Origin of the sequence: Rhodococcus sp. (in: high G+C Gram-positive bacteria) (genome assembly GCF_049591685.1) — a bacterium.
Lineage (GTDB): Bacteria > Actinomycetota > Actinomycetes > Mycobacteriales > Mycobacteriaceae > Rhodococcoides.
This window is the reverse complement of sequence record NZ_JBAWFH010000485.1, coordinates 1-17,368: the sequence shown is the minus strand read 5'-3', so window position 1 is coordinate 17,368 and position 17,368 is coordinate 1. Positions and strand designations below refer to the sequence as shown.

The 17,368-nt window shown below is 64.3% G+C and carries 15 protein-coding genes, 1 tRNA gene, 1 other RNA gene and 1 pseudogene; 8 read left to right on the top strand and 10 right to left on the bottom strand.

The features are described from left to right. On the top strand, positions 1–1,690 hold a 1,690-nt coding region (locus tag WBQ44_RS20045), incomplete at its 5' end, for an ABC transporter ATP-binding protein (protein ID WP_495568415.1). A gap of 44 nt (positions 1,691–1,734) precedes the next feature. Continuing rightward, positions 1,735–2,973, top strand: a complete 1,239-nt coding sequence (gene tgt, locus WBQ44_RS20040) for a tRNA guanosine(34) transglycosylase Tgt (RefSeq protein WP_495568414.1) — start codon at positions 1,735–1,737, stop codon at positions 2,971–2,973. On the opposite strand, the gene WBQ44_RS20035 is transcribed toward tgt, so the two are convergent. The 7 genes from WBQ44_RS20035 to WBQ44_RS20005 form a co-directional block, all read right to left on the bottom strand. Then, on the bottom strand, positions 2,930–3,670 hold the full coding sequence (locus WBQ44_RS20035) for a MerR family transcriptional regulator (protein WP_495568413.1): 741 nt from the start codon (positions 3,668–3,670) through the stop codon (positions 2,930–2,932). The genes tgt and WBQ44_RS20035 overlap by 44 nt on opposite strands. A gap of 32 nt (positions 3,671–3,702) precedes the next feature. Further along, on the bottom strand, positions 3,703–5,229 hold the full coding sequence (locus WBQ44_RS20030; protein ID WP_495568412.1) for a flavin-containing monooxygenase: 1,527 nt from the start codon (positions 5,227–5,229) through the stop codon (positions 3,703–3,705). Further along, entirely contained in the window at positions 5,226–6,146 is a 921-nt protein-coding gene (locus WBQ44_RS20025; RefSeq protein WP_495568411.1) for a ferritin-like domain-containing protein, read from the bottom strand. Before WBQ44_RS20025 ends, WBQ44_RS20030 begins: the two co-directional genes overlap by 4 nt. Position 6,147: 1 nt before the next feature. Next, positions 6,148–7,020 (bottom strand): SDR family NAD(P)-dependent oxidoreductase, encoded by an 873-nt coding sequence (locus tag WBQ44_RS20020; protein ID WP_495568410.1) that lies wholly within the window; start codon positions 7,018–7,020, stop codon positions 6,148–6,150. A gap of 113 nt (positions 7,021–7,133) precedes the next feature. Further along, complete coding sequence (locus tag WBQ44_RS20015) at positions 7,134–7,883, bottom strand: queuosine precursor transporter (protein ID WP_495568416.1); 750 nt, start codon at positions 7,881–7,883, stop codon at positions 7,134–7,136. Positions 7,884–7,928: 45 nt separating this feature from the next. Then, positions 7,929–8,804 (bottom strand): tRNA glutamyl-Q(34) synthetase GluQRS, encoded by an 876-nt coding sequence (gene gluQRS / locus WBQ44_RS20010; protein ID WP_495568409.1) that lies wholly within the window; start codon positions 8,802–8,804, stop codon positions 7,929–7,931. Then, entirely contained in the window at positions 8,804–9,769 is a 966-nt protein-coding gene (locus WBQ44_RS20005; protein WP_495568408.1) for a LysR family transcriptional regulator, read from the bottom strand. The genes gluQRS and WBQ44_RS20005 overlap by 1 nt, the downstream gene beginning before the upstream one ends. 102 nt (positions 9,770–9,871) lie before the next feature. Between WBQ44_RS20005 and WBQ44_RS20000 the strand changes: the two genes are divergently transcribed. Continuing rightward, entirely contained in the window at positions 9,872–11,266 is a 1,395-nt protein-coding gene (locus WBQ44_RS20000) for an MFS transporter (protein ID WP_495568407.1), read from the top strand. Beyond that, complete coding sequence (locus WBQ44_RS19995) at positions 11,263–12,009, top strand: 3-hydroxybutyrate dehydrogenase (protein ID WP_495568406.1); 747 nt, start codon at positions 11,263–11,265, stop codon at positions 12,007–12,009. Before WBQ44_RS20000 ends, WBQ44_RS19995 begins: the two co-directional genes overlap by 4 nt. Before the next feature lie 81 nt (positions 12,010–12,090). Here the strand turns inward: WBQ44_RS19995 and WBQ44_RS19990 are convergent, their stop codons facing one another. Both WBQ44_RS19990 and WBQ44_RS19985 read right to left on the bottom strand, forming a co-directional pair. Then, positions 12,091–12,666, bottom strand: coding sequence for a TIGR03086 family metal-binding protein (locus WBQ44_RS19990; RefSeq protein WP_495568405.1), 576 nt, complete (start codon positions 12,664–12,666; stop codon positions 12,091–12,093). A 112-nt stretch (positions 12,667–12,778) separates the two neighbouring features. After that, a tRNA-Ser gene (locus WBQ44_RS19985) sits at positions 12,779–12,866 on the bottom strand. A gap of 239 nt (positions 12,867–13,105) precedes the next feature. On the opposite strand from WBQ44_RS19985, the gene ffs reads away from it, so the two are divergent. Together ffs and WBQ44_RS19975 are read left to right on the top strand one after the other, a co-directional pair. Continuing rightward, positions 13,106–13,200: signal recognition particle sRNA small type (gene ffs / locus WBQ44_RS19980), an RNA gene on the top strand. Between the two features lie 65 nt (positions 13,201–13,265). Further along, a complete protein-coding gene (locus WBQ44_RS19975) occupies positions 13,266–14,552 on the top strand; it encodes an aspartate aminotransferase type Ic (RefSeq protein ID WP_495568404.1) in 1,287 nt (428 codons plus the stop codon). Positions 14,553–14,640: 88 nt separating this feature from the next. Here the strand turns inward: WBQ44_RS19975 and WBQ44_RS19970 are convergent, their stop codons facing one another. After that, entirely contained in the window at positions 14,641–16,173 is a 1,533-nt protein-coding gene (locus WBQ44_RS19970; protein ID WP_495568403.1) for an MFS transporter, read from the bottom strand. A gap of 109 nt (positions 16,174–16,282) precedes the next feature. On the opposite strand from WBQ44_RS19970, the gene WBQ44_RS19965 reads away from it, so the two are divergent. Together WBQ44_RS19965 and WBQ44_RS19960 are read left to right on the top strand one after the other, a co-directional pair. Further along, positions 16,283–16,969: a TetR/AcrR family transcriptional regulator gene (locus WBQ44_RS19965; RefSeq protein ID WP_495568402.1), complete on the top strand. Its 687-nt coding sequence runs from the start codon at positions 16,283–16,285 to the stop codon at positions 16,967–16,969. A gap of 138 nt (positions 16,970–17,107) precedes the next feature. Beyond that, positions 17,108–17,368, top strand: a pseudogene (locus WBQ44_RS19960) (lipase); the annotation flags it as partial.

Here is a 17,368-nt window from a genome sequence, read left to right as displayed (position 1 = left end):
CGGACGAGACCTGCCCGCGGGCGTCTCGAAGGAACCGGCCATCGACGGGCTCCGCGCCGAAGGCAACGACACCGTCGCCGACATGGTCTCCGGAATGGACGTCACACCGGGCGTAGGCATCGACTTCGGCGCCGTCGGCAACGTGCTGCTGTTCGTCCTCGCGCTGTACCTGGCGTCGTCGCTGCTGGCGTGGGCCCAGGCCTTCCTGCTCAACATCGCCCTGCAGCGCACCATCCGCAACCTCCGCGCCAGCGTCGAGCGCAAGGTGCATCGACTTCCGTTGAGCTACTTCGACTCCCACACCCGTGGAGAACTGCTCTCGCGGGTCACCAACGACGTCGACAACGTGTCCACAAGCCTGCAGCAGACGCTGAGCCAGCTGATCACCGCGGTTCTGACGGTGCTCGGCATCCTCGGCATGATGATCTGGATCTCGCCGCTGCTCGCCCTCGTTGCCGTACTGACCGTGCCCGCGTCGTTCCTCGTCACCGCGGTCATCGCGAAGCGGTCGCAACCGCACTTCGTGGACCAGTGGCGGCACACCGGCAAACTCAACGGGCAGATCGAAGAGACGTACACCGGGCACGAACTGGTCAAGGCATTCGGTCGCCAGGCGGAGGTGGAACGCGAGTTCGGCGAGCGCAACAACAAGCTCTTCGAATCGAGCTTCCGGGCCCAGTTCATCTCCGGCATGATCATGCCGACAGTCATGTTCCTCGGCAACATCAACTACGTCATCATCGCCGTCGTCGGTGGCCTCCGAGTCGCGTCGGGCACGCTGAGTCTCGGTGAGGTCCAGGCGTTCATCCAGTACTCCCGTCAGTTCACCCAGCCGCTCTCGCAGGTCGGCTCGATGGTCAACCTCATCCAGTCGGGCGTCGCATCCGCGGAACGTATCTTCCGGTTGCTCGACGCCGACGACGAGAAGCCGGACCCGACAGAGCCCGTCGTCCCCGTCACCATGGGCGGCCGCGTCGCGTTCGAGAACGTCTCCTTTCGCTACAAGGAAGATCAGCCGCTCATCGAAAACCTCTCGTTGGTCGCGGAGCCCGGACACCTCGTCGCCATCGTCGGGCCGACCGGCGCGGGCAAGACGACGCTCGTCAACCTCGTCATGCGGTTCTACGAGATCGACTCGGGACGCATCACGGTCGACGGCGTCGATACCAGGGAGATGACGCGCGACGAACTGCGCGAACGCACCGGCATGGTCCTACAGGACACCTGGTTGTTCGGCGGAACCATCCGCGACAACATCGCGTACGGCAACCCGAGCGCGTCGGAGGAAGAGATCCTCGAGGCCGCTCGCGTCAGCTACGTCGACAAGTTCGTGCACTCCTTGCCGGACGGCTACGACACCGTCATCGACGAGGAAGGCAACAACGTCAGCGCCGGCGAGAAACAGCTCATCACCATCGCCCGGGCGTTCCTGTCCAGGCCGCTGATTCTGATCCTCGACGAAGCCACCAGCTCCGTCGACACCCGCACCGAACTACTGGTGCAGAAGGCCACGGCGGCGCTGCGCAGCGACCGAACCAGTTTCGTCATCGCGCACAGGCTCTCCACCATCCGCGACGCCGACCTCATCGTCGTCATGGAAGAAGGCCACATCGTCGAACAGGGTGATCACGATTCGCTGGTGGGTGCGGGCGGCGCGTACAGCAGGCTGTACGCCTCACAGTTCTCTTGAGCGCCGCAATTCTCCCAGGGCGCCTCGAGCCGTAGGGTGGGCCGGTGAGCTCTCCGAACGACCCCTTCTTCAGCATCGACACCCGTCTCGAACACCGTCTCGGGCGGACGGGAACGATCCACACTCCGCACGGTGACATCTCCACGCCCGCGTTCATCGCCGTCGGCACGAAGGCGACGGTCAAGGCGGTGCTGCCCGAGGCGATGAAGGAGCTCGGGGCGCAGGCGGTACTCGCCAACGCGTATCACCTGTATCTGCAACCGGGTTCCGACATCGTCGACGAGGCAGGCGGGTTGGGCAAGTTCATGAACTGGGGCGGGCCGACGTTCACCGACAGCGGCGGTTTTCAGGTGATGTCGCTGGGCGTCGGATTCAAGAAGGTCATCTCGATGGACGCCTCGCGGGTGGAATCCGACGACATCATCGCCGACGGCAAGGAACGGCTGGCTCACGTCGACGACGACGGCGTCACGTTCAAGTCGCATCTGGACGGGTCGCGGCATCGCTTCACGCCCGAGGTGTCGATGCAGATTCAGCATCGGCTCGGCGCGGACATCATGTTCGCATTCGACGAGCTCACCACGCTGATGAACACTCGCGGCTACCAGGAACTGTCGGTCGACCGGACGCAGGCGTGGGCGAAGCGGTGTGTCCTCGAACACGAACGGCTCACCGCGGAGCGCGTCGGCAAGCCGTACCAGGCGTTGTTCGGAGTGGTTCAGGGCGCACAGTACGAGGACCTTCGACGCAAGGCCGCCCGCGACCTCGAGACGATCGAGGGTGAGACAGGTCGCGGCTTCGACGGTTACGGTATCGGAGGCGCGCTCGAGAAGCAGAACCTGGGTACCATCACCCGCTGGGTGAACGAAGAACTGCCCGAGCACAAGCCGCGGCACATGCTCGGCATCAGCGAACCCGACGACTTCTTCACCGCCATCGAGAACGGCGCCGACACCTTCGACTGCGTCAATCCCTCACGCGTGGCGCGCAATGCGGCGATCTACGTTCCGACGGGTCGCTTCAACATCAACACGGCGAAACACCGCCGGGACTTCACTCCGATCGACGAGAACTGCGACTGCTACACCTGCGCCAACTACACCCGGGCCTACATCCACCACCTGTTCAAGGCCAAGGAGATGTTGGCGTCGACGCTGTGCACCATTCACAACGAGCGGTTCACGGTGAAGTTGGTCGACGACATCAGAGCATCGATTCGGCAGGGAACGTTCGAGGAATTCAGGACCGAGTTTCTGGGTCGGTTCTACGCATCGCGGTCGTGAGGTAGTCGCCGAGCTCCCGCTGCAGATTGTCGTCGAGCGTCCGCGCCAGGATCGCGTTGACCGAATGCACTGCGAGCGAACGCATCCGCGTGATCATGTCGGCGGTGGGGCCGACCTCGTTCTCGTCCGGCAACCACCCCTCGCCGTGCTGATCGACGATGTGTTGCTTCGCGGTTCCGATCATGTCCTTGGCAATGGCGTCCACTGCGGTGTGGATGCGTTCGTGAATGTCGATGAGCTCGGTGATGTCGAAACCGTAGTCGGACAGAGCCGAGAAGCCTTGCAGCAGTTCGGGATCGGTGAACACGCACATGTCGCCCTCGATGCGAGCCAGCCCCAACGATTGCAGCCGCGCAAGCTGCCCACCGTCGCCGAGGAACTCGTCGACCAGGGACAGTGGTATCTCGACGCCGTCGCTCGTGGACCACTGCTCGGTCACCGCGTTCTGCAGACCCAGCACCTCGGCGAGATCCTTGCCGGTTTCCCACCCCGTGATGAAATCGCTGATGTGCGAGGTGGTGAATCCCCGCTGAAGCAGGATGTCGATCAGACGCAACCGCGCCAGGTGCTCGTCACCGTAGATGCCGACGCGTCCGCGTTTCTCCGGTGGCGGAAGCAGCCCCCGTTCGCGGTAGGCGCGGACGTTGCGGGTGGTCGTGCCGGCGGCGTGAGCAAGATCGTCGATCCGATACTCCACCCGAGGGTCCTTCCGCCGGCACGATGAGTCCACTACACGGTAGCGGTCGCGGGTGCGGATCGATGCGTCGACGGCAGATACGCACTGACCGTGTAGTCGCCGAAGTCCACCGACTTCAACTGGCCGACGTACTGGCTGGCGAAACCGGGGAACATCGTCGCGTTGAAGCCGTCCTCGGTGAGGTACCAGCTCGAGCAGCCCGAGTTCCACGTCGTCTTCTGCAGCCGCCGCTGCAGGTCGGCGTTGTACTCGAGTTGCCGACCCGCACGTACGTCGAGCACGGCGTCGCGGGCCAGGGAGTAGGCGACGGCCTCGACGATGTAGTCGATCTGCGCCTCCATGTACACCAGCGCCGAACTGTGTCCCGGACCCGAGTTGGGACCGAACGTGAAGTACATGTTCGGATAGCCCGACACCGCGATGGACTTGTACGCCTTGGCGCCGGACCGCCACTCGTTCGCCAGTACCCGTCCGCCTCTACCGGTGATCGGCACCGGCGTCCCCGTCTTGGAAACGTCGAATCCCGTCGCGAAGACGATTACATCGGCCTGGTGCTCGATGCCCTCCACGGTGCGGATTCCCTCCGGTGCGAGCCTGGCGATCGGCCACGTCACCAGCGTGCAGTTGTCCTTCTGCAAAGCGGGGTAGAAGGCACTCGTCATCAGCAGGCGCTTGCATCCCGCGCGAAAGTCCGGCGTGAGCTGGCGCCTCAGCCACGGATCCTTGACCTGGCGGCGCAGATGCAGCTTTCCGACAGCCTCGACGACGCGCGTCAACGGCGAATTCCAGACGACACCGAGGGCGACGGACTCGTGCCCCCAGAACCACGCCTTGCGGGCCAGTGACTGCGTGACGGGAAAGCGTCGATAGACGTCTTTGGTGAGCTGCCGGGTGGCGAAGTTGGTGCGCGGGAGCGCCCAGCCGGGTGTGCGCTGGAAGACCTTGACCGATTTCGCGACCTTCACCAGTTCGGGCACGATCTGCACGCCCGATGCGCCGGTGCCTACGACGGCAACCTTCTTGTCGGTGAAGTCGTAGTCGTGGTCCCACCGCGCGCTGTGGATCTTGTGTCCGGCGTAGGTGCCGAGTCCGCGGATGGCAGGGAAGCTGACGTTGGCGAGCGGGCCCGACGCCATCACCACCGCACGTGCCTGCACCGGCTGTTGGTGGTCGAAGCGGACCGTCCACAGTGATGTGTCGTCGTCCCAGGTCACACCGGTCACGTTGTGGTCGAGGCGGAAGTAGTCGTGTAGGCCGAAATCGTCGACCATGCGCTCGATGTAGCCGAGGATCTCGGCGCTACCGGAATACGTGTGCGACCAGTCCGGGTTGGGGGCGAAGCTGTAGGAGTAGAGCCGCGACGGAATGTCGCACGCTGCGCCGGGATATGTGTTGTCGCGCCAGGTTCCACCGACAGCGGTGCCGCGCTCGAACACGGCGATATTGTGAACCCGCCTCTGTTTCAGACGAATCGCCGCACCGATCCCGGCGAAACCGCCGCCGATGATCGCGACCGACAGCGGGAGTGGAGCCTGCTCGAGATCCGAAGGCTTGCTCATGCGACCGGCTCGTAGGTGAGTTCTTTGGACCAGGTGGGTTGCGGCCGCAGCAGCTTCCGTGGGTACTTGGCGGTGATCTTGACCAAGGAGTCGGCGAACTTGTGGTACGGATGCGCACGGTTGATGACGACACCCGAGTGCCAGCTGATGAATCGGTACATCGGCAGCCGCTTGGGGAATTCGCTTCTCTCGCCGACTTTCTTGAAGCGCCGCATGGCGATGTAGAGGCGTTCTTCGTCGACGCCCATCGCGACGATGTTGTCGCGCATCTTGTTCAGGAGCGGGATGTATCGCAGGGTGCCGATGATGAGCGACGGATGCATCCAGGCTCCGACGGTTTCGACGACGATCTTGCGCATCTTTGCATGGCCGAGTAGTTCGATCACCTGGAAATCGACTGCAAGGTGGCGGGATTCGTCGGAGTTGATGCGCTTGAACACTTCTTGACAGACGGGGTCGTCGATCTCGTCGACGATGAACTTCACCAGCGCACCGTCGAGAGCTACCTCGAGCATCGGGATGACGGTGCCGAGCACGGCGAGAGAGGTCTGGTCGGAGTACTTGTCCAGCCAGTCGATGACGAGCTTGACGTTGACGTTGGGCTGTGGAATTTCGTCGCCGTCGAGCATGCCCCACCGGCGCATCAGTGCGAGTTCGGCATTGGCGTGCTTCTGTTCTTCGGCGTGGAAGTACGTGTAGATCTCTTTGAGCGTGTCGGTCGGGGCCTTCTGCGCCATCGCGGCGAAACCCCGGGCGCCGACGTTCTCGATCCACATCAGGTCCGACATGAACGGCTTCAGCTTGGTCCACAGTTCGGGGCCGATGGTCTCGGCGCCCGGTGCATCCCAGTCGATGTCGGCCAACGCCCACTGCTTGTCCTTGATCTTGACTAGCATCTCGTCGAAATCGAATGCCATGTCAGACTCCTGTCTTATCGCCGGGAGTGAAGTCCGCAGGAACGACCCGGTTGTTGTTTGTTTCCTGCGGTGCGAGCCGACCCAGCAGCCCGAGGGTGCGCGTGTAGAGAGCGGGCGCTATGCGTTTGAGACGCCAGATGACCTTGGCGTCGAACTGCGGGACGACGTAGAGGCGTCCGCGATCGTATTTGTTCAGACAGTCGACGGCGATGCGCTCGGGGCTGAATCCTGTTGTGCGCATAAGTTGTTCGGCCAGTCTGCTGCCGACGTCGGTGATGCGGCCGTCGACGGCGACGTTGGTCTTGACGAACGTGGGGCACAGGACGGTGACGCGGACGCCGCTGCCGGACAGTTCGGCCGCCATCGTCTCCGAGAGCGAGACGACGCCGGCTTTGCCGACGTTGTACGGGCCCATCAGTGGCGCTGCCGCGAAACCTGCGGCCGAGGCGACGTTGATGAAGCCGCCTTCGCCGGCCGCCTTCATGCCGGGCGCGAACGTCTCGCACCCGTGGACGACGCCCCACAGGTTGATGCCGAGCGCCCAGTTCCAATCATCGAATCCGATGTCGCCGACGGCTTTGCCTCCGATGCCGACGCCCGCGTTGTTGACGACGAGGGTTGGCGCCCGTCCGAAGGTGAGCTCGGCGAACAGCGCGAGGTCTTCGACCTGGTCGCGGCGCGCGACGTCGCAGACGACGGGGTGCGCGGTGCCGCCGATGTCGGTGATGAGACGGACGGTCTCGTCGGCTCGGTCGCGTGAGATGTCTGCACAGATCACCTCGCCGCCACGTCGAGCGAGTTCCAGCGCAAATGCGCGGCCGATGCCGCTGCCGGCGCCGGTGACGACGGCACAAGCCTGATGGGACGGGTTCATAGGAACAGACTCATCTTGATTGTGCCATTTGTCAATGGCTCAGTAATCTAGTCGTAAGAACGGCGAAGGGCCCGACCGGTAGCGGTCGGGCCCTTCTCTGTCGAATCGACGGTTCAGGCGGGAACGGGTTCCTTGTACGTGGGCTCACGCTTCTTGATGTACGCGATGACGCTGTAGGTGACGGGCATGACCAGGACCTCGACGAGCGTCTTCCAGATGAAGCCGACGATGACGTAGTTGACGAAGTCCTCCCACGTCGAGATGCCGATGGCACCCGCGGCGATGGAGCAGAAGATCAGGGTGTCGAAGAATTCGCCGACGATCGTCGATCCGATCAGGCGCGCCCAGAGATGCTTCTCCTTGGTGCGCTCCTTGATGGCGACCAGTACCAACGAGTTGAGCATCTGCCCGACGAAGTACCCGGCGAGACCGGCGATGACCAGGCGCGGTACAACGCCGACGACCGCTTCGAGAGACTCCTGGTTCTCGTAGAAACTCGCGGCCGGCAGCTGAATGGTGATCCAGAAGCACACGGCTGCAAGGATTATCGACCCGAAGCCCAGATAGATGGCACGACGCGTCGCCTTGAAGCCGTACACCTCGGCCAGCACGTCGCCGAGAATGTATGCCAGCGGGAAAAGGAAGAACGCGCCGTCGGTGTTGATCGGCAACACCTGGAACGGGCCGATGAAGAGATCGCTCCCACCGAAGAACGAGACGCCCTTGCTCGCTGTCACATTCGAGATGATCAGGGTCGCCGCGAACAGGGCGACGATAGTCGGATAATAACCGCGGCTGACGTGCGCGAACTGCGCAACGGCGCCGGGCTTGTCTTCGGAATTCTGAGCTGTCACGTGGGCAATACAAACACGGGAAAAGCCCAGGTGAAGAATCGTGTCCGTTACGTCTTACAAAATCCACGGCGAGCGGGGAAGGGCTGCCGGGTTCCAGCGCGTCAGCAGGTTTGCCGGCGTGACGGCTTCGCCGGGGGCTGCGAGGTCCAACGACTGCGCCATGATCGCGAGTACGTCCGCGGGCCCGAGGCCCATAGCGGCTTGATCCTCCAGCGTCACCGCGCCGTCCCGTTTGGCGAGCCTCGTGCCCTGGGAATTGAGCGCGAGCGGAACGTGCGCGTAGGTCGGCGTCGGAATCTCGAGCAGCGACGCCAAATAGGCCTGCCGCGGCGACGACGTCAACAGGTCGTCGCCGCGCACCACCTGATCGATACCCTGCTCACCGTCGTCGACGACCACCGCCAGGTTATATGCGGGAACTCCGTCGACGCGACGCAGAACCACATCATCCACCTGCCCCCGGAACGGACCGTGCAGAACATCGTCGACGGAGTAGTCGACGACCTCGGCGCGCAACCGGATCGCGGGAGGTCGATTCTTCGACGCCCTCTGCGCCGCTGTCAGGTATCGGCAGGTTCCCGGATACGTGCCTGCCGGAGCATGCGGCGCCGACGCCGCCTCGAGTATTTCCCGGCGAGTGCAGAAGCACTCGTACGTGCGGCCGGCGTCGGTGAGGCGGGCGATGGCGTCCTCGTAGCGCGCCGTCCGCTCCGACTGCCGCACCACCGGGCCGTCCCAGTCGAGCCCGATCGCTCGGAGATCGCCCCGCTGCCTCGTCTCGGCGCCCTCACGCACACGATCGAGATCCTCCACCCGCAGGAGAAACCGTCGACCTGTCGACCGAGCGAACAACCAGGCGAGCAGGGCCGTCCGCAGGTTTCCGAGATGGAGATCGCCGGACGGGCTGGGCGCGAAGCGGCCGGCAGCCATCAGGTGTCTCCGCCCACGTGGCCGAGCAGAGCCTCCCGCTGCTGGGCCGCGCACGTGCGGATGGCGTCGACGACGCGGGCGACCTCGGGCCGTCGAAGCGTCTCCGCTCGCGATACCAGCCAGTAGTCGAGCCGCACGGTCACCTGTTCGGGCAATATCCGGACGAGGTCGTCGTGCCGATCGGCCATGAAGCAGGGGAGCAGGCCGACTCCTGCGGCAGCACGCGTCGCCTCGACGTGCACGAACACGTTGGTCGACCTCACCGATTCGCGCATCGACGGCGCAAATCCGGGAGCGATGTCGAGGTCGTCTACCTGCAACATCGAGTCGATGAAGTAGACGAGTGGATGCGCTCGCAGATCGTCGACCGTCGCCGGGGTGCCGTGTTCGTCGAGGTATCCCGCGGACGCGTACAGCCCGAGGTGGTAGTCGCTGAGTTTGATGGCCTCGGCGCGATGCACCTGCGGCTCGCCGACCACGATCTCGACGTCCATTCCGGATCGCTGCTGCGACGCCCGCCTCGTGGTCGCGACGATCTCCACCGAGATGCCCGGGTGCCGACGCCGTACCTGCGCCGCCGCGGGCGCGACGACGTACGCGCTGAAACCGTCGGTGGCGGAAATCCGAACGACGCCCTCGGCCTCGTCGTCGACGCCGATGAGTGAACGGACGGCAGCCTCGATGTTCTCGGCCGCGGCAAGCGCGTCCCTGCCCCGCGCCGTCAGTTCCCAGCCGCTGCCCGACTTGGCGAGCAACCGCCCGCCGAGGCTCGACTCGAGCGCCGCGATCCGCCGCGAGATCGTCGTGTGGTTGACGCCGAGATCCACGGCCGCGGTGTTGTATCTGCCGGTACGGCCGACTGCGAGCAGGATCAGCAAGTCGTCGGCGCTGGGAAGGCGTCCGTGATCGGGATGACCGATAGGCACGTCTGCATTCTTGCAGATCGCGCTTGCGTTGTTGGGCATTGCGGTGCACACGGATGTGCATTGATACTCAGCAATACCAAGTCGTTGTGGGGACCGTCACAATCCGCGTCGTCGCACCGGCCGTATCACAGGAGGATCACAATGAGCGTTGACCAGCGCAAGCAACCAGGGGGTCCGGACCCGGACGCAACCCCGTCCGGCCTGAAGAAGGTCGTCGGCGCCTCGATGGCCGGCACCATCGTCGAATGGTACGAGTTCTTCCTCTACGGAACCGCCGCCACATTGGTGTTCTCCAAGGTGTTCTTCGCCGCCGGAACCAGTGAACTCGACGCAATTCTCGCCGCGTTCGTCACCTACGCCGTCGGATTCGTTGCACGACCGCTCGGCGGCATCGTGTTCGGCCACTTCGGAGACAAATACGGCCGCAAGAAGCTGCTGCAGTTCAGCCTCGTGCTCGTCGGTAGCGCCACGTTCCTGATGGGCTGCCTGCCTACGTTCAACCAGATCGGCTACTGGGCCCCGGCGATGCTGGTCACTCTCCGATTCATTCAGGGCTTCGCCGTCGGCGGTGAATGGGGAGGCGCAGTTCTTCTGGTCGCCGAACACAGCCCCAACAAATCTCGCGGCTTCTGGGCCAGCTGGCCGCAAGCCGGTGTTCCGGCAGGCAACCTGCTCGCGACGGTCGTGCTCCTCGTTCTGACCGCGACCCTGTCCGACGAAGCGTTCCTCAGCTGGGGCTGGCGCGTGGCGTTCTGGCTCTCCGCCGTCATCGTCTTCGTCGGCTACTACATCCGCACCAAGGTCACCGACGCCCCGATCTTCGTCGAAGCCCAGAAGCAGGCCGAGGTCATCAAAGCCGCATCGTACGGCGTGTTCGAGGTGCTCAAGCGCTACCCCCGCGGCGTCTTCACCGCGATGGGCCTCCGGTTCGGCGAAAACGTCATGTACTACCTCGTCGTCACGTTCACCATCACGTACCTCAAAGTAGAGGTCGGCACCGACACTCAAACCATCCTCTGGTGGATGCTCGCCGCACACGCGGTCCACTTCTGCGTCATTCCACTGGTCGGCAAGCTTGCAGACCGCGTCGGCCGGCGCCCCGTCTACATGTTCGGTGCGCTCGCGGCCGGCACCTGGGGCTTCTTCGCGTACCCGATGTTCAACAGCGGCCACAACGCCGTGATCATGCTGGCCATCATCATCGGCCTGGTGTTCCACGCCTTCATGTACGCCACGCAGCCCGCGATCATGGCAGAGATGTTCCCGACGCGGATGCGGTACTCCGGCGTGTCACTCGGCTACCAGGTGACATCGATCGTCGCGGGCTCGCTCGCCCCCATCATCGCCGTCGCGTTGCTCAACCGATTCGACTCGGCAGTGCCCATCGCCTGGTACCTCGCCGGCGCCTGCGCGGTGACCGTCATCGCCGTCATCGCAGCACGTGAAACCAAGGGCCTCGCACTCGAAACGATCGACATCGCCGACGCCAAGAACCTGGCAACGGAAGCCGAGCTCGCCAAAGCGGGCCTGAAGTGACCGACCTGATCGGCCGAACAGCGCTCGTCACCGGCGGGGCGAGCGGAATCGGGGCTGCCTGTGCCCGCACGCTCGCCTCCCGGGGCGCGACGGTCACCATCGCCGACGTCGACGAAACAGCCGCCAAAGAACTGGCGTCCGAACTCGGCGGCGAAGCGTGGGGCGTCGACCTCCTGGACACCCCGTCGCTCGACGACGTGCAACTCGACGTCGACATCCTCGTCAACAGCGCGGGGATTCAGACCGTCGCACCGATCATCGACTTCGACCCCGGCGCGTTCCGACGCATCCAAACGCTGATGGTCGAAGCGCCCTTCCTGCTGATCCGCGCAGTCCTACCCGGCATGTACTCCCGGGAGTTCGGCCGAATACTGAACATCTCCTCGGTACACGGCCTCCGCGCGTCGGAATACAAAGTCGCTTACGTCACGGCCAAGCACGCCCTCGAAGGCCTGTCGAAAGTCACAGCCCTCGAAGGCGGCAAACACGATGTCACGAGCAACTGCGTCAACCCCGGCTATGTACGCACACCGCTTGTCGAGAAGCAGATCGCCGACCAAGCGGCAGTCCACGGCATCGACGAGGACCAAGTGCTCGAAGGCGTGATGCTCGCCGAAAGCGCTATCAAGCGACTCGTCGAACCCGAGGAAGTCGCCTCGCTCGTCAGCTGGCTTGCCTCCGCCGACGCCGGCATGGTCACCGGCGCGTCGTACACCATGGACGGTGGTTGGTCGGCGCGCTAGGTGGGTGGCGGATCGCCGCATCGATGGCACGTTGTACCCGTCTGGACGTTGCAACGGTCCATCGATGCGGTGTGGGCGGCGCTAGAGGCTCGGTCGGGTTGCGCGGCCGAGCTGCGCGAGCACCTTGGTTTGCCGGTCGGCGTCGTCCGGGACCTCGACGGCCGGTCCGCACACACCGTCCATACGAATGTTGTCCCCCATTTGCGCGACGAAATGTTCGACGAAATCGAGGTCACGGTCTTCGATGGTGTCGTCGAGTCCGAGGGGGTGCGCGATGTCCCACGCGTGCACGATCAGGTCGAGGCTGTAGAACGATCCGATCGACGACGCCAGATCCGTTGGACCGAAGTGTCCGTCGTACTCGAGGTGCGCGCGCTTCGGGTCGTCGAGGATGTCCTGGACGGCGTTGCGGGTGAATACCCAAGCAGCAGTTGGGTTTCCGCCGGGGGACGGGCCTTCTGGAATCGACAGTCCCACGGGCTCGACGGCGCCGCGCTGAGTGTCGACAAGGTGCACGACCACATCGCGCACCGTCCAGCCGGCACACGTGGACGCGGTGTCCCACTTGTTTGCGGGCACTGCCTCGACCCGGTCGGTCAAGCGCTGCGCGAGTCGACGGTATCGATCGGGGACGGCTTCGGTCTCGGTGGAGGTCATGAATCAAAGTGTCGTGCACTGACCCGATGATGCGCTTGTACTTTTCGGACAATTCTACGAGCAGACACGAAAAAGCCCCTGCAACCGGCGAGCGGTTGCAGGGGCTTGTCCCTGGCGGAGGATAGGGGATTTGAACCCCTGAGGGCGTTAACCCAACCCGCGTTCCAGGCGAGCGCCATAGGCCACTAGGCGAATCCTCCGTGGGGAAGCATACCGGGTGACCCCCCGCATCTCCCAAACGGGCCGCTCCAGTGGACGCGGGTGCAGGTCCGACGGCTGCCGGCTTCTGTGGTGGCCGCGGTGCAGCCTCGATACCGCTTGGATGTCACATCGATACGGTCAGACGGCTACGAGGGTCCATCGATGCGGGCTTGGAGCGCAGCGGCAGGGGTGAAGGGGGCACCGATGGGGCGGACGGGGGAGTGTGACTACACTCTTCAGTGGATCCCGCGCGGCGCGCATCCTGTGAACTCCCCCAGGGCCGGAAGGCAGCAAGGGTCAACGGGCTCTGCCGGGTGCGCGGGGTCCCCTTAAGTTTCAGGGACCAGACGCTCGCAGGGGCCTGCACGTACTGCCCCGACACGGAAAGGCCGCTCCACATGTCAGCGCAAACCCAGTTGGGGTTGATGAACCATGAGGAGCTCGCCTCGGAGCACGAGCGGCAAGCTGCCAAATACGAGCAGCTCAAGTCCGAGAATTTGTCGTTGGACCTCACTCGTGGAAAACCGTCGCCCGAGCAGCTGGATCTCGCTGCCGGCTTGCTGACGCTTCCAGGTGACGATTACCGCGACGGCAACGGTACCGATTGCCGTAACTACGGCGGTCTTGCCGGTCTTCCGGAATTGCGCGCGATCTTCGGCGAGCTCCTCGGCATTCCCGTGAAGAACTTGGTGGCCGGCAACAACGCGAGCCTCGAAATCATGCAGGACCTCGTCGTGTGGTCGTTGCTGCACGGCCTGCCGGATTCGGCTCGGCCGTGGTCCGCCGAGCCCAACGTGCGGTTCCTCTGCCCGGCACCGGGTTACGACCGTCATTTCGCGATCACCGAGAGCTTCGGCATCGACATGATTCCGATTCCGATGCTGCACGACGGCCCCGACGTCGCCGAGATCACCAGGCTGGTTGCGTCGGACCCTCAGATCAAGGGAATGTGGGCGGTGCCCAACTACGCGAACCCGACGGGTGCCGTGTACTCGGAAGAGGTTGTTCGGGCTCTGGCGTCGATGCCGGCGGCCGCACCCGATTTTCGTCTGTTCTGGGACAACGCCTACGCAGTGCACCCGCTTGTCGACGAGTTCGCGCCGTCGTACGACATCCTCGGGTGGTCGGCCGAGGCCGGTTACCCGAACCGCCCCTTCGTGTTCGCCTCGACGTCCAAGATCACCTTCGCCGGCGCGGGCGTCAGCTTCTTCGGCAGTTCGGACGAGAACATCGAGTGGTACCAGAAGCACTTCGGCAAGAAGAGCATCGGACCGGACAAGCTGAATCAGCTGCGGCACCTGCGGTTCTTCAACGATGCGGACGGTGTTCGCGCCCACATGGCCAAGCATCGCGAAATCCTCGCACCCAAGTTTGCTCGCGTGCTCGAGATCCTCGACGACCGTCTCGGTGCGTCGAAGATCGCGTCCTGGACCGAGCCGAAGGGCGGGTACTTCATTTCGCTCGACGTGCTCGAGGGAACCGCGACGAGATCGATCGCGCTCGCCAAGGACGCCGGAATCGCATTGACGGCCGCCGGCTCGGCGTTTCCGTACAAGGACGATCCGGAAGACAAGAACATTCGGCTCGCGCCGAGCTTTCCGTCGCTCGCGGAACTCGACAAGTCGATGGACGGCGTCGCGACGTGCGTTCTACTGGCCGCGACCGAAAAGCTGCTGAACAAGTAGACAGCTGAACACCTAGAACTACACGCTGACAGCGTGGTCGAGCGCCCGAGGCACTCGACCACGCTGTCGGCCGTTGGATTTCTGGCGGTCAGTGGCCGACGACCACTGCGCCTTCGGGTGCTTCCGGGAGCAGACCGGGGCGCAACAGGAATGCCGAGATGACGGCGCCCAGTGCGAAGATTCCGGTGGCCCACCAGAACGTCGTCGTGTAGCTGGCGATTTCCGCGTTGACCTGCAGCATGGCTGCGCTCGATGCGGTGGCCATGTTGTCGGTGACGTATGCGGTCGCTGCGCTGGCCGCCACCGTGCTGAGCAGAGCGGTACCGATGGAACCGCCGACCTGCTGCATGGTGTTGACGGTTGCCGACGCGACACCGGAGTCGTCAGGGTCGACGCCCGAGATGGCACCCTGCATGGCCGGAGCCATGGTGGCGCCGAGGCCGAGTCCCATCACGATGAGTCCGGGCAGGATGTGCATCGCGTACGTGCTGTCCGCTGCAATCTGCGTGAGCAGTCCCATTCCGAGTGCTGCGACGAGCAGACCCGTCGTCATCAGCACCCGAGGTCCGAAGCGGGGCAGGATGACGGCCGTCGAGACCGTTGCGGTCAGGATGAGTGCGCCGATCATCGGCATGAACGCGAAGCCGGTGGAGATCGGGGTGTATCCGAGGGTGCTCTGCAGGTAGTACGTCAGGAACAGGAACACGGCGAACATGCCGGCGCCGGTGATGAACACGGCGAGGAACGATCCGGCGCGTGTTCGATCGAGGATGATGCGCAGTGGCAGCAAAGGATGTTCGACGCGCTTCTGGATCGCGACGAACACGCCGAGTAGTGCGACGCCGATGATGAGGAACGCCAGCGTGACCGTGTTCAGCCAGCCGTCGGACTCGGCGTGTGCGAAGCCGTACACGATCGAGAACAGTGCGGCCGACACCGTGATGGTTCCCGGAATGTCGAGCTTGGGCCTGGTGGCCACCGTGTGCTTGGCCAGCAGGATGAAGCCCGCGACGAACGCGAACCCGGCGAAGAAGAGGTTGACGTACAGGCTCCAGCGCCAGGTGGCCCATTCGGTGAGCATGCCGCCGAGGAGTAGACCCAGCGCTCCGCCGCCGCCGGCGATGGCACCGAAGATGCCGAATGCTTTGGCGCGTTCTTTGGGGTCGGTGAACGTGGTGGCGAGCAACGACAGTGCTGCCGGTGCGAGAAGAGCGCCGAAGACGCCCTGACCTGCACGTGCGGCGACCAGCATGCCGAAGTTGACTGCGGCACCACCGACCGCGGACATCACGGCGAACCCGACGAGTCCGATGAGGAAGGTGTTGCGGCGGCCGAACAGGTCGCTCAGGCGTCCGCCGAGCAGCAGCAGGCTGCCGAATGCGAGGGCGTATGCGGTGACAACCCAGGAGCGATTGCTGTTGTCGAAGCCCAGATCGAGTTGAGCGGCCGGAAGTGCGATGTTCACGATGGTTGCGTCGAGCACCACCATGAGCTGGGCGAGGCCCAGGGTGGCGAGGATGAGCCAGCGATTGCGGTGTGACTTGGCTTCGGTGGTTTCACCCGGTGCCGAATCCCTTGCCGAGTCCGGCGAAGACAGGTCCTCCGGTGTCAGTGCGGTCATGGTGTTCCTTCTCGGATCGACGATACGGAGGTGTAGTCTCCGGTTACTGGATCAAGGTAACAGCTAAGCGGAGGAATGTCCTCCGCTTAACGGTCGAAACGGACATCGAATGAGTGTGAAGGCCGACACATCGGCAGTCGGAGCAACGTCGAAGAGGCCGTTGCGCGCCGATGCGGAGCGCAATCGTCGACGCATCATCGACGCGGCACGTGAACTCTTCGCCCACCGCGGCACCGACATCACTCTCGACGACGTCGCCGCGCACGCGAAGGTCGGTGTCGGCACCGTCTATCGGCGCTTCTCCTGCAAGGAGGAGTTGATCGACGGCGTCTTCGAGCAGCGCCTCGAGGGGATGCTGGCCAGCGCGCACGCCGCCTTGGACGCGGACGATGCCTGGGACGGCCTCGTCGGCTTTCTCGAGCGGCTGTGTGACGGCATCTCGGGCGACCGCGGGCTGAACGACGTCATCATGGGGACCGACGAGGGCTGCGAGGGCATCGCGCGGGTCCGTGAGCAGCTCGACCCCTTCGTTCAGCAGATCGTTTTGCGCGCGCGCGAATCGGGCGCCCTGCGTCCCGATATCGAGGTCAACGATTTCTACGCCCTCATCGGAATGGTCGGCGCTGCAGCGGAATTCACCTGCAAGGTCGGCCCCACCAACTGGCGGCGCTACTTCCTGATTCTCCTCGACGGGCTACGCGCCGATTCGGGTTCGCTCAGTCCGCTGCCCGGGCGGGCCCTCACGGCCGACGAGGTCGTCGAAGCGAAAGCCGCGCACCACCGCCGCCGTCGCTGAGCCGTTCTCGGCCCTGTTCGAAATTTCGGATGGACTGGGCACTACCGCCTGTGGTCTCCATCACGTATGGTCCGTCCCGAGGTTGTTACTGCTCGGTAACGAGCGGTGCGACGAGGGAGCTACGGGGGTCACATAAACATGGGTGTGTCACGGGTATCGGTGTCGGCGGTTGCGGTCGGGCTTCTGACGGCGGCTTTGCTATCGCCTCAGGCATCGGCGCAGCAGCCGTCCGGATCGTCCACGGGATCGACCGTGGAATCGGACTTCTATACGCCACCGAGTCCGCTGCCCGCCTTGGCGCCGGGCGCTCTCATCCGGACCGAACCGTCACACCTGGCCCTGTCGGTACCGGGTATCGGCGGAACGCTCCCGGGCGAAGCCACCCGAATCATGTACCGC

What these genes read in the sequence shown, in the direction of transcription:
- WBQ44_RS20030 (WP_495568412.1), bottom strand. Translation starts at nt 5,229, where the DNA reads ATGAGCAAGCCTTCGGATCTCGAGCAGGCTCCACTCCCGCTGTCGGTC.
- WBQ44_RS20025 (WP_495568411.1), bottom strand. Translation starts at nt 6,146, where the DNA reads ATGGCATTCGATTTCGACGAGATGCTAGTCAAGATCAAGGACAAGCAG.
- WBQ44_RS20020 (WP_495568410.1), bottom strand. Translation starts at nt 7,020, where the DNA reads ATGAACCCGTCCCATCAGGCTTGTGCCGTCGTCACCGGCGCCGGCAGC.
- gluQRS (WP_495568409.1), bottom strand. Translation starts at nt 8,804, where the DNA reads ATGGCTGCCGGCCGCTTCGCGCCCAGCCCGTCCGGCGATCTCCATCTC.
- WBQ44_RS20005 (WP_495568408.1), bottom strand. Translation starts at nt 9,769, where the DNA reads ATGCCCAACAACGCAAGCGCGATCTGCAAGAATGCAGACGTGCCTATC.
- WBQ44_RS20000 (WP_495568407.1), top strand. Translation starts at nt 9,872, where the DNA reads ATGAGCGTTGACCAGCGCAAGCAACCAGGGGGTCCGGACCCGGACGCA.
- WBQ44_RS19990 (WP_495568405.1), bottom strand. Translation starts at nt 12,666, where the DNA reads ATGACCTCCACCGAGACCGAAGCCGTCCCCGATCGATACCGTCGACTC.
- WBQ44_RS19975 (WP_495568404.1), top strand. Translation starts at nt 13,266, where the DNA reads ATGTCAGCGCAAACCCAGTTGGGGTTGATGAACCATGAGGAGCTCGCC.
- WBQ44_RS19970 (WP_495568403.1), bottom strand. Translation starts at nt 16,173, where the DNA reads ATGACCGCACTGACACCGGAGGACCTGTCTTCGCCGGACTCGGCAAGG.
- WBQ44_RS19965 (WP_495568402.1), top strand. Translation starts at nt 16,283, where the DNA reads ATGAGTGTGAAGGCCGACACATCGGCAGTCGGAGCAACGTCGAAGAGG.